Raw genomic sequence first — 15,346 nt, 5'->3', positions numbered from 1 at the left:
CTGGCGTGATCGGCTCCGCCGTGGCGGGGGTGGAAACCGTCATAAACGGCGGCATGTTCACGAGCAACTGTAGCGCCATCAGTGTTACAAGCGGGACTACCACGGTGAACGGAGGCATGTTTAACGCGGACTTTTACGGCGTTGTTGCGAAGGCAACGGCTGTTGTTGACTTTCCAGCTAATTCGCGGGCTATCGTAACTTCTGGCAAATTTCCTGTTGTGGTGGGGAAACATACTGGCACGAGTGCCTGTCCGGTGAGCATTGCTGGAGGCGACTTTAGGGGGCCAAGCGATACTGCTCTTGTTGGAAGTTTTGGCGGTATTGCTACGAAGAGCTTGGTAGAAGTCTCCGGAGGGGTCTTTACGAATGACCCGATGAACAACGTCAAGGCTGGTGTCCCTGTCGTGCAGAAGGCTAAGTCGTATCTGGTGGGAGCTGGCGCGACGGCTCTCGTGGAAGGCGCGGTGGCGGGAGACGCCCTGACGCTCTACCAGTATGCTGCGGACGTCACCGTCGCGGAAGGCGTGCAGATCACCAACAGCACGGGCGCTGCCATCACGGTCAACGGCAAGGCCGTGGAGAACGGAGGCCAGATAACGGCGACGCATCGCACCGTCAAGACGGATGAGAAGAAGGCAACCTGCACGGAGGCGGGCAACATCGCCTACTGGTATTGCTCGATCTGCGACAAGTACTACAGCGACGAAGCCTGCACGCAGGAGGTAACGCAGGAAGGCACCGTAGTTCCCGCCGCAGGCCACAAGACCGAGGGTGGCAAGTGGGGCTCTGACTGGGCTTCGCATTGGGCCCTCTGCGACGTCTGCGACGTGAAGGTGGGCGAGTCCGAGGACCACAAGTTCGTCGAGGGCACGTGCTCCGTGTGCGATGCCGCTGACCCGACCTACGTGACCGCGAGCGTCGAGGGCGAGGACAACGTCGAAACGGCTGAGGAGGCCGCGACCAAGGAGGTCGTCGCGAGCACCGCGAGCTCCGTGGTCGAGGCTGCGATAGGCGACATCGGGAAGCCCGCCGCGGAGGCCGAGCTCGTCAAGGAGGGCGTCGTGAGCGCGGAGACCTACGAGGCCGTCCAGCAGGCGGTCCAGGCCGGCCAGACCATCGACGTGGTCGTTGAGGCCACGCCCGTCCTGCCTGAGGACGTTTCCGCAGGCGACAAGGACAAGGTCGCAGCCGTCGTCACTGAGGGTGGCGAGATAGCCCAGTACCTCGACCTGTCCGTCATCCTGAAGGCCGGGGACAAGGAGATCGGCACCATCGACAAGCTGGACGAGCCCGTCACGTTCACGGTCGCCATTCCGGCCGACCTCGTGAAGGACGGCCGCACGTTCTACGTGATCCGCGTCCACGACGGCAAGGCCGAGAGGCTCGCCACCACGGTGAAGGACGGCCTCGCCACCTTCGAGACCGACCGCTTCTCCACCTACGCGCTCGCCTACGAGGACGTCGCGCCCGGCGGCCAGCCCGTCGCGCCTGGCGGCCAGCCCACAGGTCCTGACGCTGGCGGCCAGCCTGCCGGCTCCGCGACCGGCCAGCCCGCTGACGCGAAGAAGCCTGCCGCCATGGCGCTCGCCCAGACGGGCGACCCCGTTCCCATGGCGGCCCTCGCGGCCTTCGCCGTGGCGCTCGCAGCCGCCGTCGTGTGTGGCGTGGCCGCCCTCCGCCGCCGCAGCGCGCGGTAACGTGAGGTAGCGCGGCTGCCCTAAGAGGCGCGGCGCAACCCCGCGCAATCGGCCCAAGGGGCACGGCGCAACCCCGCGCAACCGGCCCAAGAGGGCGCAGCTGCCCCGCAAGGCCGCCATCGCACGAGAAACAGCACGTCAGAGCAGAGCCGCCGCCCACAGCCGGGCGGCGGCTCTCTTGCTTTTCGCTTCCCAAACTTTACATTTCTTACGCCAGCCTTTACCTGGGCTTTCCTTTTGCCTGACCTTTTTTTGATCGCGCCCCCCGATCATGGTGCTTGCAGGTTTCAGATCGCGTGCCTTGGCGCGCGATGCGGCAGCGGGCATGGGGCTCGGCGCCGCACGAAGATGAAAGGGAAAGAACGTGAAGAAACGTATTTTGGGAATCGCGCTCGTCGCCGCGCTGGCGCTCGGCGCATTCGCCATCACGGGCTGCAGCTCCGACAGCGGAAGCTCCAGCTCCAGCGACAGCTCGGCCTCGTCCGCCAGCGGCAGCGCCGCGTCGGGCGAGATCTCGGTGTACTCGCGCGAGGACGGCTCCGGCACGCGCGGCGCGTTCATCGAGCTGTTCGGCATCGAGCAGAAGGACGCTTCGGGCACCAAGGTTGACATGACCACCCCCTCCGCCGCCATCACCAACTCCACCTCCGTCATGATGACGTCGGTTGCCGGTGACCCGAACGGCATCGGCTACATCTCGCTCGGCTCGCTGAACGACACCGTGAAGGCGCTCAAGATCGACGGCGCCGAGGCGTCGGCCGCCAACGTGAAGAGCGGCGAGTACAAGATCGCCCGTCCCTTCAACGTGGTGACGAAGTCCGAGCTCTCCGCCGTGGCGCAGGACTTCATGACGTTCATCATGAGCGCTGACGGCCAGAAGGTCGTCGAGGACGCGGGCTACATCGCCGTGGCTGACGGCGCGGCGGCCTACACCGCCAGCGGCATCTCCGGCAAGGTCGTCGTGGCCGGCTCCTCTTCCGTGACCCCGGTCATGGAGAAGCTCGCCGAGGCGTACAAGGCGGTCAACCCCGACGTGACCGTCGAGGTGCAGCAGTCCGACTCCACCACCGGCGTGAACATGGCGACCGAGGGCACCTGCGACATCGGCATGGCGTCCCGTGAGCTCAAGGACTCCGAGACTGCCAAGGGCGTCGTGGCCACGGTCATCGCCCAGGACGGCATCGCCGTGGTGGTCTCCCCTGACTCCGCCATCGACGAGCTCACCTCCGAGCAGGTCATGAAGATCTACACCGGCGAGATCACCGACTGGTCCGAGATCGCCTAGCAACAGCTCTCCCCTGTGAGTGGGGGCAGGCCGATTCCCGGCGGCCTGCCCCTGAGTCTTGCTCTTGCCCGCCCCTCTCCATCTCTGCCAGGGCTTCGCGTCTAGGCACCCTGGCGGGGCGGGCCTCCGGAAGCAGCGAGGGCGCGCGGGACATCCCCCGCCCTCTGTCGTTTCTCCGCCCTGCGCCCCTGCCGGGGCAGGCTCTCGAACCAAAGGGCCTCCATGCTCCCTGATGAGGGGCGGGCTCTCAGAACCGTCTAGGGCTTCAGCACATCGAACGAAAGGAAATCATGTCTCAATCTGCTGTGAAGGAGGGGTTTGCGCGAGCGCTCTTCGTGGGCGCAGCGGCCGTTTCGGTGCTGGCCGTAGCTCTGATCTGCGTGTTCTTGTTCGCGAACGGCCTGCCCGCCATGGCGCAGATCGGAATCCCCGAGTTCCTCCTCGGAACCACGTGGCGTCCGGCGAACGACCTGTACGGCATCTTCCCCATGATCATCGGCTCCATCTACGTGACGGCGGGCGCCATGCTGGTGGGCGTCCCCGCGGGCTTTCTGTGCGCCGTGTTCCTCTCGCGCTTCGCGAGCGGGCGCGTGGCGGCGACGCTCAAGCCCGGCGTCGAGCTGCTCGCGGGCATCCCGAGCGTCGTGTACGGCTTCTTCGGCCTGGTGGTCATCGTGCCGCTCATCCGTGACTACCTGCCCGGGCGCGGGCTCTCGCTTCTGGCGGCGGCGCTGCTTCTGGGCATCATGATCCTGCCCACCATCATCACCGTGGCGCAGAGCGCGCTCGACGCCGTGCCGCAGAAGTACTACGAGGGTGCGCTGGCGCTCGGCGCTGACCACGAGCACTCGGTGTTCCGCGTGGTGGTCCCCGCGGCCGCCTCGGGCATCATGGCCGCCATCGTGCTCGGCGTGGGCCGTGCGATCGGCGAGACGATGGCCGTCATCATGGTCGCGGGCAACCAAGCGGTGATCCCCGGCTCCATCTTCGACGGCGTGCGCACCATGACGGCGAACATCGTGCTCGAGATGGGCTACGCCGCCGACCTCCACCGCGGCGCGCTCATCGCCACGGGCGTGGTGCTGTTCGTGTTCATCCTGCTGATAACGATGCTGTTCAACGTGATTAAGAAGCGAGGCGAGGCGCGATGATGGCTCCTTGGGATATGACGGCGGCGCAGCTCAACGCGGCGTCGCGCATCACGGGCCCGGAGTGGGCCGTGCGCGAGGCCGAGGTCGCGCGTCGTCGGCGCATGGTGAGCTCGCTGCTGCGAGGGCTCGTGTACCTGGGCGCGGCGGCCACCGCGGCCGTGCTGGCCTTCCTGGTGGGCTACATCCTGGTGAACGGCGTGCCCTACCTCACGCCCAGCCTGTTCGAGTGGACGTACACCTCTGACAACGTGTCGCTCATGCCGGCGCTCGTCAGCACGCTGATGATGGCGGCGCTCGCGCTGGTGATGGCGGTGCCCATCGGCGTGGGAAGCGCCATCTACCTGGTGGAGTACGCGCCGCGCGGCTCGCGCTTCGTGAGCATCGTGCGCACCACCACCGAGACCCTCCAGGGCATCCCGTCGATCATCTACGGCCTGTTCGGCATGCTGTTCTTCGTGACGGCGCTGCGCTGGAACCTGTCGCTTCTGTCGGGCGCGTGCACGCTGGCCATCATGGTGCTGCCCGTGGTGATGCGCACCACGGAAGAGGCGCTGATCGCCGTGCCTGACGCGTACCGCGAGGGCGGCTTCGGCCTGGGCGCGGGGCGCCTGCGCACGGTGTTCCGCTGCGTGCTGCCGAGCGCGGTGCCCGGCATCCTGGGCGGCGTGATCCTGGCCCTCGGCCGCTGCGTGGGCGAGGTGGCCGCGCTGCTGTTCACGGCGGGCACCATCGCGCAGATCCCCGACTTCGCGGCCGGCGGCGCGATGGCGGTGTTTGACTCGTGCCGCACGCTTGCGGTGCACATGTACGTGCTGGCCAGCGAGGGCCTGCACGTGAACGAGACGTATGCGACCGCGGTTGTGCTGCTGGTGGTCGTGGTAATTCTGAACGCGGCGGCGACGTTCGCTGCCAAGAAGATGAGGAAAGGAAGCGGCAATGACTAGCGGGACGATGGAGCGCGTGACGACGCGCGAGGCAGCAGGCGCAACGAGGACGACGGTTGTGCCGAGCGCAGGCGCAGCTGCCGGCGCAGGCGCTGCGGGCGGCGCGGCTCCCGCGGCGAACAAGATGGTCGTGAGCGACCTCAACCTGTACTACAAGGAGTTCCACGCGCTCAAGGACGTGAGCCTCACGTTCCCGGAGAACCAGGTGACGGCCCTCATTGGCCCGTCCGGCTGCGGCAAGTCGACGCTGCTGAAGAGCTTGAACCGCATGAACGACCTGGTGGAGGGCTGCCGCGTCGAGGGCTCCATCATGCTCGACGGGTCTGACGCGTACCGCGACGTCGAGGTGAACGACCTCCGTCGCCGCGTGGGCATGGTGTTCCAGCAGCCCAACCCCTTCCCCATGAGCGTGTACGACAACGTGGCGTTCGGCCCGCGCACGCACGGCATCAAGAAGCGCGCCGAGCTCGACGAGATCGTGGAGCAGAGCCTGCGCGACGCCGCCATCTGGGACGAGCTGAAGGACCGCTTGAAGAAGAACGCGCTTGGCCTCTCGGGCGGCCAGCAGCAGCGCCTGTGCATCGCGCGTGCGCTCGCGGTGCGTCCCGAGGTGCTGCTCATGGACGAGTCCACGAGCGCGCTCGACCCCATCTCCACGGCGAAGATCGAGGAGCTGGTGGCCGAGCTCAAGAAGAGCTACACCGTGATCATGGTGACGCACAACATGCTGCAGGCTCTGCGCGTGTCCGACAAGACGGCGTTCTTCCTGCTCGGCGAGATGGTCGAGGCGGGCGACACCGACACCATCTTCACGACTCCGAGCGACCCCCGCACCGCCGACTACGTGGCCGGCCGCTTCGGGTAAGAGATACCAGGACTGCTCGTCTTAATACAAGCATAGCAAGATGAAGGGGGATGGCGAGCAGATCGCCATCCCCCTTCATATGCCGATGGTATAATTCCCGTTACGGCAGCATTTGCCAACGAGAAAGGAGGGGCGTTGTGACCAGGCGCAATGAAGCGGTGTTGAGCAGCGACGGCCCCATGACCAGCTTTTCTTACGGGCCCCATACCATTCGCTTCCGAACCTCTCGCCATCTGAGCCGCTACCTCGACGTCATCACCTGGGACAAGGGCTATATCGTGTGCACCGCCCAGTACGACAACAGCGACGAGCCGGAAGAGGAGTACATCGACCTCATCCCCATCCTCCGAAACCTCTACTTCGATGCTGATGAGTTTTTGGAGCCCATCCAGAAAGTGAGCATTCGCTATGACTGACGCTCAGCTCATGCAGATTGCCGACGCTGCTGACCTCATCGTGAACGGATACGCCTTCGCCAAGGAGCCGGATCGAATAAGGATACTGAATCTGAATAACCCCGGGCGCGCTTGCGTTGTTGACTTGAATTTCTGCGTGCTGGAAACGAGCATGGATGATATTGAGCAGGGCATCGCCCTTGACTACCTTCGCAGAAACCAGGATCACTTGGAGAATTGACATGCCCAAGTACTTTAACTTCAAGGTTTGCGGCTACTATCTCTACTTTACATCGCACTGCGTTATCGAGTGCATGCACGTTCATGCTAGTGATTCGAAGCTTACTGAACGGGGCTCTGCCAAGTTCTTTGTCAAAGGCAACGGCGACACGGTATTGCAAGAGCGCGGAACCCTCAATGACCGTGAGGTGCTGAAAATACAAGCCTTCATCAAAGAGAACTATCGAGACATGTATAAAACGTGGGCCGCGAAAAGCGACAAGGGCTTTTACGGCATGTAGGCAACTTGGGTGCTTTCCCTCCCTCACATATGCAACGGCCGAGGGGCCTCTGGCGTGGTACGAGCCAGGGGCCCCTCGGCTTTTCTGTTGTTGGCTCAGACGGTTCGCCGATGATGACATCAGGCGGGCCGTTCGGTCAATCTCAGGTGTTTTCCTTCATCAAAAGGTAGACTTTTTGTCGAGGGAAGGTTAGTCTGGTAAAGCTGAAAGAAAGGGCAGGTCGGGTGTGAGCGAAGTTAACACCAGGAGCCAAGTTCTAGGGCTACTCAAAAAGTCTACTTTTTGCAGTTTGAGCCAGCGAGCCTGCGTGCAGGCTTGAGCTCGGGTCTGGTTTCGGCTTCGCTTTGGCATTCGGCCTTCTCGCGAACACGAGGAGCAAAGCGCATGTCCACGAGCACGTACGCGGCGCAAGCCGCAGCGCACCCCGCAGCGCGGGGCGAGACGCGCGTGCGCACGGGCCGTCGCTCAACGGCGGGCTCGCGGGAAGCTATGCGGTGCGGCGCGTCCTCGGCACGTACGGGCAAGGGCCCTGCGGGGCCGGCGCGCTGGTACGTGGCGCGTGTGCACGAAGGCCGTGAGGAAGCTGCGGCGCGCGACCTGAAGAGCCTGGTCGGCGCGGAGCTTCTGCATGACTGCTTCGTCCCCAAGGTCCAGCTGCTGCAGAAGCGGCAGGGCCAGTGGGTCACGGTCGAGCGGCTCCTGTACCCCGGCTACGTGTTCGCCGTTTCGGGCAGCCCGCGCGGGCTTGATCGGCGGCTGGGCTCCCTTTCCTTTCCAGCGCACCTCATCGGGCGCCAGCGCTCGGCGTACGTGCCGCTGACCGAAGGTGAGCAGGCCTGGTTCGAGTCGGTGCTCGACGCTCGGCGCACGTTGCGTCCGAGCGCGGGCGTCATCGAGCGTGACCGGGTGCGGGTAGCCGAGGGGCCGCTGAGCGGCTTCGAGGCGCGCATCCGCAAGGCGAACCGCCACAAGGCGCTCGCCTTCGTGGAGGTGAGCATGCCCGACCGGCCGGTGCTGCTGCGCGCGGCGCTGGCCATAACCAGCCGAACGTAAGGGAGGCTGCAGCATACCTTGCTGCTGTGAACGGCGCCGCGCTCGGCGCATGTTGGCATCAGGGGAACGAACACGTTGTCAAACCGACCGGAGAGGACGGACGGCGAAGCCATGCCTGTACTGAATTCGTCTCAGCTGAGCGAAGGGCTTGCGGAGGCGACTCAGCCAGACGCCGCTTCCCGTCGCCATGCGTTTCCCGTGCGCGGCGTGCCGTGGTACGTCGTGCAGGTGATGGCAGGCCGCGAGGACCACGCGCGCGAGCTGATCGCGGAGGCGGTGAAGCTCGAGGAGAAGGCCATGCGCGAGCGGGCGGAATCCGAGGGCAAGCAGTCTGAGGGGCTGCCGGTTGCGGAGGAGATATTCGTGCCAAAGGCCCGCGTGGGCGTGAAGCGCGGCGGCAAGTGGCTTCCCGGCGAGGAAGTGCTCATGCCGGGCTACTTGGTGGCGATCGCGCGCGACCCCGACGCGCTGGTCCGCGCGCTGAGAAGGGCGCGCGGCTTCGTGCGCGTGGTGCGGCAAGACAACGTGGCAGTTCCCCTGCCGGAGCAGAACGTCCGGTGGCTCGAGGAGCAGACCCAGCGCGGCAAGAGCGCGGTGGCGATGTCCGAGGGCTACATCGAGGACGGCAAGCTCCACATAACGAGCGGCCCGCTCGCGGGTCGCGAGGCTGTCATCCAGAAGGTGAACCACCGCAGGAAGGTGGCCTACCTCGAGATAGAGGCCCACGGCAAGAAGATAAAAGCCCAGCTGGGCATCAAGATAACCAAGAAAAAAGAGTGCAAGAAGAAGCAGAAAACGAAATAGCAGCAGCGAGTGAAGACGTTGCGGCATCGAGTGCGGCGGGCGCGAGAGACGCGTCCGCCGCCTCTGTCTGCCCGCATAGCGCCCCGCTGGGTCAATTGACCCAGCAGAAGGGGAGAGCTCGCTCATGAGCTACGCTCTGCAAGTCGAGGAGCAGGAAGTGGGGCTTGACGAGAGCTTCGCCCGCGAAGCCTCCGAGCAGGTCGCGGAGCGTCCCTGCGAGGCCTGCCGGGAGGTTACGAAGAGACCCCTCGTCTACCGCGTCGCCAAGCGCGCCTTCGACGTGGCCTTCAGCCTGTGCGTGTTGGCCGTCTGTCTGGTCCCGGGTGTGATTCTCTCTGTCGCCGTGACTCTCGACACCAAGGGGAGCCCCATCTACTCCCAAGAGCGCGTGGGGCGCGGCGGAAAAGTGTTCCGCATCTACAAGATGCGCACCATGGTGGCCGACTCCGACGACGTGGCGAAGTACCTCGACGAGGACCAGCTCGCCCAGTGGGAGCGCGAGCGCAAGGTGGACGACGACCCCAGGATAACGCCGCTCGGCGCCAAGCTGCGCGCCACGAGCCTCGACGAGGTTCCCCAGTTCCTGAACGTGCTCAAGGGCGACATGTCCGTGGTGGGCCCGCGCCCCCTGACGACCGACGAGCTGGAGCAGCACTTCACGCCCGAGGACAGGGCGCTCCTGCTCTCGGTGCCCGCAGGCATCACGGGGCTTTGGCAGGTGGGCTCGCGCAACGACGCCACCTTCGAGAACGGGGAGCGCCAGGTCCTCGAGCTCGGCTACGCGCGCGGGGTGTCCCTGCGCTTGGACGCAGAGGTGGCCGCGAGGACCCTCGGGGCCATGTTCGTGAGGAGGACCGGCAGGTGACCCGATCTCTCAAGATAGCCGTGGCGTCGCACAAGCCCTACTGGATGCCGCCTGATGCGGCCTACCTGCCCGTGCAGGCGGGCGCGGCGGGGAGGGAGGCCATCCCCGGGTTCGCCCGCGACGACGAGGGCGACAGCATCTCCGGGAGGAACCCGCGCTACTGCGAGCTCACGGTGCTGTACTGGGCGTGGAGGAACCTGGACGCCGACTACCTCGGCCTGGCCCACTACCGTCGCCACTTCGCGGGCTCGGGGGAGCGCGGCGTGATGACCGGCGCGGAGGCCCTCGCCGACCTGGGCAGGGCCCCCGCGCTGCTGCCCCGCGAGCGACGCTACTACGTGGAGACGATCGAGTCCCACTACGGCCACACCTTCGACCCCGCGCACATCGACGCGCTGCGCCAGGCGCTCTCCGATGTCTCGCCGGGGCGCCTGCCCGCCTTCGAGCGGCGCATGCGCATGACGCACGCCCACATGCTCAACATGGCGGTCATGCGCGCAGACGTCCTCGGCGCCTATTGCGGCTGGCTCTTCGACGTGCTCGCGCGCGCCGAGGAGATGATCGACTTCGAGGGCATGACGCCTTTCGAGGCGCGGTGCATAGGGCGGCTCTCGGAGCGCCTGCTCGACGCGTGGCTCGACTCCGAGGGCATGCCCTGCGTCGAGCGCCCCGTCGTGAGCATGGAGCCCGTCAGCTGGGCGAAGAAAGGCACCGCCTTCCTTGCGGCGAAGTTCCTGGGCAGGAAGTACGAGGCGAGCTTCTGATGGGCGCCGAAGGCCCATGAGGCAGAAGGTCCTCTGCTTCGAGCGGGTGCGGGCTCTCGGAGCTGCGGCGGTCACGCTCTTGCGCGGCGTTCCTCGCCATGGGGTGCTTCCTGGGCAGATCCCTCGGCAGGATTGGGTTCCTCGTGGCTGGGCGCAGCTTCGGGGCATACGCGATGCGCCCCGTGCTCCTCAACCTGCTCTACAAGGCGCTGGGCTGGGGGAGCGCGGTCGCCCTGTCGTTCGCCCTGTTCAAGCTGGGCACCTTCGCGATCGCGCTCGGCGGCTCCCTCCTCGCGACGACGGCGCCCAAGAAGGCTCCAGGGACGAGGAGCGTTCTGTGAGGGATGCCTTTGGCCACGAGTCAAGGAAGGTCTTCGAATGAGCAAGATCCTCATATATTCAGAGGCTTGGGGCAGAGGCGGAATTGAGACGTTCGTGAGGAACGTCTTGCCAACCCTTGTCGAGGCGGGGTTTGAGGCCGACATCTTTTCCACGTGGGACTGGGAGGAGCAGGACGACGTCTGGCTGGAGAGCCTGGGCGTCAATCGCTCTGCGGCTTTCAAGGGGTTCAGGCCTGGCCAGGTGAGGCGTCTCGTGGAGGGTCCTCGGGCGTTCCGTCGGCTGCTGAATACAGGCGGGTATGATGTCGTCTGGGTCAACGCCATGAACGGCATGGGCTTCCGGTTCGCTCGAGAGGCCGAGCGCGTGGGCGTGCCGGTTCGGGTCGTCCACTCCCATAACTCGGATGTAGGCGACGGGGCGAAACTCCTCAAGCGCGCTGCGGGCAATTTCGGGATTGCTCTTTGGGGCGGTAGCTCCACTAAGAACATTGCCTGCTCCGCCGATGCGGGAAGATACCTCTTCCGCGGCAGGCCGTTCGACGTCGTCAGCAACGGGGTGGATGTCGGGCGTTTTCGCTTCAGCCAAGCGAAGCGCGAGCGAGCGCGAGAAGAGCTCGGGGTGGATGACGATGTCACGCTCGTGGGGAGTATCGGAAGGATCGATGCGCAGAAGAACCCCCTCTTCCAGGTCGAGGTCTTCGCTGAGTACAGGAGGATGGACGCTGGGTCGAAGTACCTGATGCTCGGGCAGCCGGCCATGGTTGACGAGGTGCTTGAAAGAGCTCGTCAGCTCGGCGTTGACGGCGCCCTCATCGTTCATGAGCCGGTCCAAGACCCTTCTCCGTATTACAGCGCGCTGGACGCGTTTCTTATGCCGTCTCTGCACGAAGGCCTGGCCTTCGTGCAGATTGAGGCGCAGTGCGCGTCTCTGCCCGTACTATGCACAGATGCTATGCCTGAGGAGGCTGACCTAACCGAGCTCTCACAACGCTGCTCATTGAATGATCCTCCTGTTGTGTGGGCTGAGCGCCTGCGGGAGCTGGTCGAGGCCTTCAGGGGAAAGCGATGCGGCTTCTACGCTGATGAGGTGGAGAGAGCTGGCTTTTCGTCGGACGCTTGCGCACGGAAAGTGATCGAAGTCATTAGCGGCGCGCAAGATGGTTTATAAGAAGTCTGCTGTCTCGTTTTGTGAATGCATCCTCGTGAAACAAGGTGCTTCTGTTTGCGCTAGGCCGAAGCGAAGGCGTATCGTCCAAATGGTCTTGGTAGCGTTGTTCTCACGCGGCATATCAACGAGCGTCGAGATTAGCCCTAGTGTCGGCATCATGCAGAACGGCCTCAAGACCATCTGCATATGTCAAGCATTCTGGAAGACGATGTCTGGATATACCAGGATGCGTCCTTGGGTAAAGCTAGCTACTACCAGGGATCCGCTGCCCTGTCATGTGAGCGTATTGGCCTTTCCGAAAATCGTGTTGCCGATAGGCCCAAAACATTAACTTGATCAGGCATTTTGTATGAGATCTAAGGCACCAACACCAGATTCAGAAGAAAAGTGATGGGTTTTTGGCCGTACTGTCAGATGCCCTCTAAGCTGAGGGTTAAAAACAAGCTATGAGATGCAGCTTTACAACTAAAGAAACGACATCATGTGACCTCAAGTACAGGTGGGCTTCTGGGTGCAGACAAGTGCGTCACACTCAGCCCCTAGCGCTTCTTCTTTCGCTTGGAAGATTTGGAGACAAAGGCAGTGGCTTGAGCCTTCTTCCTCCTTGTGTAGGCAGTGGCGCCCTCAACAGCATTCGGTGCACCGAATGCCAAAAGCAGCCGTCTTCTGGTCTCCTTGAAGGTGCCGAACCCGCGGCTTTTGCGTTTGAGTTCCTTGATCTTGTCGTTGGTCGACTCTGCCCGTGCCGTGTTGACATGGCTTATCGTTGCCGTTACCAGGTAGCGCTTGTACCTGGCAACGGTTTTGGCAAATCTCCTCATCTCAGGCACCTCAAGTGCGCTTGCCTTGCTAATCCAGTTATCAAGAGCCTTCTCGCATTCGCATCTGTCGGTCCAGTGATGGTCTTGCCATATGTAGTAGAGCTGAAGTGTCAGGTAGGCCTGCCTGAGGTGAGAGTGCTTGGTATCGCAAATGGCGAGCATGCCGCATATCGTATTCTTTTCTACTTCAATCCACGGCGCGTCTCCGTGCTCGCGTCTTCTCTTGCCCCGGTTGGCCGCGAGCTTGCGATGTCGTCTTTTTATGTCAGCCCCGTTGCTCGCGCCCTTCTGCAGACGACGTCGGGCATCATCTATGCAGGAAACGCCGGTCTTTGCGACATGGAACCGGTCAACTCCCATGCATGCGAGCTGGCACCACTTCTTTGCCGCGTTCAGGTAGACGTCGTACATGTCCGAGCAGAAGAAAGAGACGCATCTGCGCTCATCGAGCCCGAACTGTTTGAACCACTGATCCATATCATCTGCGTCTCTACCTTCAATGACGTCGATCAGATATCCGGTAGCACCGTCATAAGCACAGGCCCAAAACACACAGACCTGCTTTCCTGTGTCGGATTCTCGGTAGCTCATAGCATGTATCTCGTCTGTGAGCAGTATGCAGGGAAGCTTTGGCTTTTTGATATGTACGCTGTTTATGACAAGGCGCACCGTGTCGTGCGAGATGTTGCATGCACATGCCACCTCGGTTATGGTCTGTCGTCTGCGCAAAAGATTGATGACGTGTTCCTCGAGCGCATCAGTGATGGTAGGGCTTACGACAGAAGCGAAGGGAACATCTGCGCTTTTTGTAGCCCCACATCTTTTACACCTGTACCTTTTGATCTTGACGGTCAACGTACAGGGTGTCTCACCTACGACATGTGCCATGCGTTTGGCGTAGCTTCCGCGCCCTGTCATGGTGTGTTTGCACCCAGGGCATGCAATATCGGGGGTATCGATAGTGACGTGAAGATCGGTAAATCCGGCGCTGGCTCCCGCCTTATCAACGCGAACACTGTTTGGCAGGCCAACATCTGCTGGGCGTATCCTGCTCATGAGGCCATCACCCAGCCTTCAAATCCTAAGATGGCAAACCTGCACCACCCGGGACAGTCTTCAATGGCACCGTCATTAAAGGCACATCCGCGCGAGAAGCACTTTTCTGAGAGTGCCTCAACACACAGCACGTCCCATGCGCTATGCTCACCCTGTTTGATTCTTTTTAGTGCTGCAAGCTCTACATCGTGCGCGCAAAGCACGTTGCCGTCGGACTTTATGCACTCGCTTGCGTATGTATCGGGCAGTAAGCCTTGTGTATACGCGAGCCTTCTTTTCTTGTTGGCTTCTCTGCTGTTCATGGAGTCGTTCCAATCCTCCGGTGACGCAGATGCCGCAAGGAGGATGCGAGGTGTTGCTGGCACCTTGCATCCTCCGCTTTTTCGCTTCCGATACGCTTCGGTATCCGCGTTACCGGAAATCGTTGTCAATAGATTTACTCGGAAGCTCGAGACAAGCATGAAAGTGGTCTCATGAAATCGCAATACCCCAGTTCAGGGCAGGTGAGCAACACAACTTTCCACAAGAGTTGTGTTGCTGGGCCCAAAATGGAGGCGAAAATTGGCAAAACAACACCAGATTCAGAAAAGCCAGCGTATTCTTGCGAGACGTGGTGTCTTCGTTTGCGCCGGAGCGAAGGTGTTGGCTAAGCCGAGCGATACTTTGACTGCAGGACGCGGCGCCGTCATTGCGGGCAACGCGGTAGTCGTATGCAATGTACCCGTCCACGAGATGCGGGGAAGCATACCTGCTCCCAAGATCGGAGAGGTGGATGTCTAAGTTTATCCCACTCGTTTCGATTGTCGTTCCGTTTTACAACTTGCAGGATTGCGCCTCTCGTTGTCTTGACTCTATCCTAGTTCAGGACTTCGTCGACTTTGAAGTGGTGTGCGTCGATGACGGGTCGAGTGATAAGACTGGTGAGATACTTGACTCGTATGCAAGACTCGACGAGCGCATTAGGGTGCTGCATCGTGACAATGGGGGGCTTTCAGCTGCCCGGAACAGCGGCGTCTCAGCGTCTCGTGGGGCGTTCGTGAGTTTCGTCGATGGTGATGACGTGGTGCATCCCCGTTATCTCAGCCAGCTGTGGCGAGCCCTCGAAGGACGAGAAGACCGGATGGCTATATGCGGTGCCGTACGTATAGCGGACGGCACCACGGTGCCCGATGACCCAGGTCATCGGAGGGCATTGCGCGTTATGGATTGCAGCTCTGCTGCTTTCTCGATCATATTCAATGAGATAAGCGAAGCAGCATGGGGAAAGCTAGCTCCGAGACGAATATTCATAGAAACGCCCTTTCCAGAGGGTCAGCTGTACGAGGATCAAAGTGTCGTATGCGCTCACCTAGCAGCAGTTAGTGATGTCGCCGTTGTCGATGAACGCTTGTACGGCTATGTGATGAGAGACGGATCCATTGTCAACGTGCGCTACGTTGACCTGGGGCAGATTGCTGATTACGAGGAGGCTATAGAGAGATTTTGCTCTGATGCAGGCAGCTCATGGCCCGAGCTTGTTCGATACTTGACTTGGTGGCAGGCTTTTTGCGCCGTGAGGATTCACTCACTCGCTTCTAGGTTGTCGGATGAGGCCAAGGGACGGGAGATTGACGAGA

16 protein-coding genes are annotated in these 15,346 nt (G+C 62.4%); 15 read left to right on the top strand and 1 reads right to left on the bottom strand.

What is annotated here, in order from left to right; all coding sequences use genetic code 11:
- Positions 1 to 374 precede the first annotated feature (374 nt).
- From G7Y49_RS10565 to G7Y49_RS10500, 14 genes are all read left to right on the top strand, one after another.
- Positions 375 to 1,697: a hypothetical protein gene (locus tag G7Y49_RS10565; protein WP_165173613.1), complete on the top strand. Its 1,323-nt coding sequence runs from the start codon at positions 375 to 377 to the stop codon at positions 1,695 to 1,697.
- Positions 1,698 to 2,061: 364 nt separating this feature from the next.
- On the top strand, positions 2,062 to 2,982 hold the full coding sequence (locus tag G7Y49_RS10560) for a substrate-binding domain-containing protein (RefSeq protein ID WP_165173611.1): 921 nt from the start codon (positions 2,062 to 2,064) through the stop codon (positions 2,980 to 2,982).
- Between the two features lie 290 nt (positions 2,983 to 3,272).
- Positions 3,273 to 4,133 carry a phosphate ABC transporter permease subunit PstC gene (gene pstC, locus G7Y49_RS10555; RefSeq protein WP_165056656.1) on the top strand — a complete coding sequence of 287 codons (861 nt, stop codon included), beginning with the start codon at positions 3,273 to 3,275 and terminating at the stop codon, positions 4,131 to 4,133.
- Positions 4,133 to 5,077, top strand: coding sequence for a phosphate ABC transporter permease PstA (pstA, locus tag G7Y49_RS10550; RefSeq protein ID WP_206214659.1), 945 nt, complete (start codon positions 4,133 to 4,135; stop codon positions 5,075 to 5,077). The genes pstC and pstA overlap by 1 nt, the downstream gene beginning before the upstream one ends.
- Before the next feature lie 124 nt (positions 5,078 to 5,201).
- Complete coding sequence (gene pstB, locus G7Y49_RS10545; protein WP_172135207.1) at positions 5,202 to 5,942, top strand: phosphate ABC transporter ATP-binding protein PstB; 741 nt, start codon at positions 5,202 to 5,204, stop codon at positions 5,940 to 5,942.
- 179 nt (positions 5,943 to 6,121) lie between these two features.
- The gene (locus G7Y49_RS10540; protein ID WP_206214658.1) at positions 6,122 to 6,358 is read left to right on the top strand and encodes a hypothetical protein; all 237 of its coding nucleotides are present in this window, start codon (positions 6,122 to 6,124) and stop codon (positions 6,356 to 6,358) included.
- Entirely contained in the window at positions 6,351 to 6,578 is a 228-nt protein-coding gene (locus G7Y49_RS10535) for a hypothetical protein (RefSeq protein WP_165173598.1), read from the top strand. Before G7Y49_RS10540 ends, G7Y49_RS10535 begins: the two co-directional genes overlap by 8 nt.
- Before the next feature lies 1 nt (position 6,579).
- The gene (locus G7Y49_RS10530) at positions 6,580 to 6,858 is read left to right on the top strand and encodes a DUF4160 domain-containing protein (RefSeq protein ID WP_165173596.1); all 279 of its coding nucleotides are present in this window, start codon (positions 6,580 to 6,582) and stop codon (positions 6,856 to 6,858) included.
- Positions 6,859 to 7,242: 384 nt separating this feature from the next.
- Positions 7,243 to 7,911, top strand: a complete 669-nt coding sequence (locus tag G7Y49_RS10525; RefSeq protein WP_165173594.1) for a transcription termination/antitermination NusG family protein — start codon at positions 7,243 to 7,245, stop codon at positions 7,909 to 7,911.
- A gap of 111 nt (positions 7,912 to 8,022) precedes the next feature.
- A complete protein-coding gene (locus G7Y49_RS10520) occupies positions 8,023 to 8,715 on the top strand; it encodes a transcription termination/antitermination NusG family protein (RefSeq protein WP_165173592.1) in 693 nt (230 codons plus the stop codon).
- A 124-nt stretch (positions 8,716 to 8,839) separates the two neighbouring features.
- The gene (locus G7Y49_RS10515; RefSeq protein WP_165173590.1) at positions 8,840 to 9,580 is read left to right on the top strand and encodes a sugar transferase; all 741 of its coding nucleotides are present in this window, start codon (positions 8,840 to 8,842) and stop codon (positions 9,578 to 9,580) included.
- Positions 9,577 to 10,344, top strand: a complete 768-nt coding sequence (locus G7Y49_RS10510) for a DUF4422 domain-containing protein (protein ID WP_206214656.1) — start codon at positions 9,577 to 9,579, stop codon at positions 10,342 to 10,344. The genes G7Y49_RS10515 and G7Y49_RS10510 overlap by 4 nt, the downstream gene beginning before the upstream one ends.
- A gap of 98 nt (positions 10,345 to 10,442) precedes the next feature.
- On the top strand, positions 10,443 to 10,685 hold the full coding sequence (locus tag G7Y49_RS10505; RefSeq protein ID WP_206214654.1) for a hypothetical protein: 243 nt from the start codon (positions 10,443 to 10,445) through the stop codon (positions 10,683 to 10,685).
- Between the two features lie 37 nt (positions 10,686 to 10,722).
- Entirely contained in the window at positions 10,723 to 11,853 is a 1,131-nt protein-coding gene (locus tag G7Y49_RS10500) for a glycosyltransferase (protein WP_165173586.1), read from the top strand.
- Between the two features lie 539 nt (positions 11,854 to 12,392).
- Here G7Y49_RS10500 and G7Y49_RS10495 read toward each other — a convergent pair.
- Entirely contained in the window at positions 12,393 to 13,529 is a 1,137-nt protein-coding gene (locus G7Y49_RS10495) for a transposase (protein ID WP_206214652.1), read from the bottom strand.
- Between the two features lie 973 nt (positions 13,530 to 14,502).
- Between G7Y49_RS10495 and G7Y49_RS10490 the strand changes: the two genes are divergently transcribed.
- Positions 14,503 to 15,346, top strand: an 844-nt coding sequence (locus tag G7Y49_RS10490; RefSeq protein WP_165173582.1) for a glycosyltransferase family 2 protein, incomplete at its 3' end; no start/stop codon positions are given.

The organism is Adlercreutzia sp. ZJ242, from assembly GCF_011038995.1.
Classification (GTDB): domain Bacteria; phylum Actinomycetota; class Coriobacteriia; order Coriobacteriales; family Eggerthellaceae; genus CAAEEV01.
Note: the sequence above shows the minus strand (reverse complement) of the source record. Positions and strands in the feature narration are given on the sequence as shown.

Excerpts from the sequence above, each read along its gene's own strand:
- G7Y49_RS10565 (WP_165173613.1), top strand. The coding sequence starts at position 375 with ATGAACAACGTCAAGGCTGGTGTCCCTGTCGTGCAGAAGGCTAAGTCG.
- pstC (WP_165056656.1), top strand. The coding sequence starts at position 3,273 with ATGTCTCAATCTGCTGTGAAGGAGGGGTTTGCGCGAGCGCTCTTCGTG.
- pstA (WP_206214659.1), top strand. The coding sequence starts at position 4,133 with ATGGCTCCTTGGGATATGACGGCGGCGCAGCTCAACGCGGCGTCGCGC.
- pstB (WP_172135207.1), top strand. The coding sequence starts at position 5,202 with ATGGTCGTGAGCGACCTCAACCTGTACTACAAGGAGTTCCACGCGCTC.
- G7Y49_RS10540 (WP_206214658.1), top strand. The coding sequence starts at position 6,122 with ATGACCAGCTTTTCTTACGGGCCCCATACCATTCGCTTCCGAACCTCT.
- G7Y49_RS10535 (WP_165173598.1), top strand. The coding sequence starts at position 6,351 with ATGACTGACGCTCAGCTCATGCAGATTGCCGACGCTGCTGACCTCATC.
- G7Y49_RS10530 (WP_165173596.1), top strand. The coding sequence starts at position 6,580 with ATGCCCAAGTACTTTAACTTCAAGGTTTGCGGCTACTATCTCTACTTT.
- G7Y49_RS10525 (WP_165173594.1), top strand. The coding sequence starts at position 7,243 with ATGTCCACGAGCACGTACGCGGCGCAAGCCGCAGCGCACCCCGCAGCG.
- G7Y49_RS10520 (WP_165173592.1), top strand. The coding sequence starts at position 8,023 with ATGCCTGTACTGAATTCGTCTCAGCTGAGCGAAGGGCTTGCGGAGGCG.
- G7Y49_RS10515 (WP_165173590.1), top strand. The coding sequence starts at position 8,840 with ATGAGCTACGCTCTGCAAGTCGAGGAGCAGGAAGTGGGGCTTGACGAG.
- G7Y49_RS10505 (WP_206214654.1), top strand. The coding sequence starts at position 10,443 with ATGGGGTGCTTCCTGGGCAGATCCCTCGGCAGGATTGGGTTCCTCGTG.
- G7Y49_RS10500 (WP_165173586.1), top strand. The coding sequence starts at position 10,723 with ATGAGCAAGATCCTCATATATTCAGAGGCTTGGGGCAGAGGCGGAATT.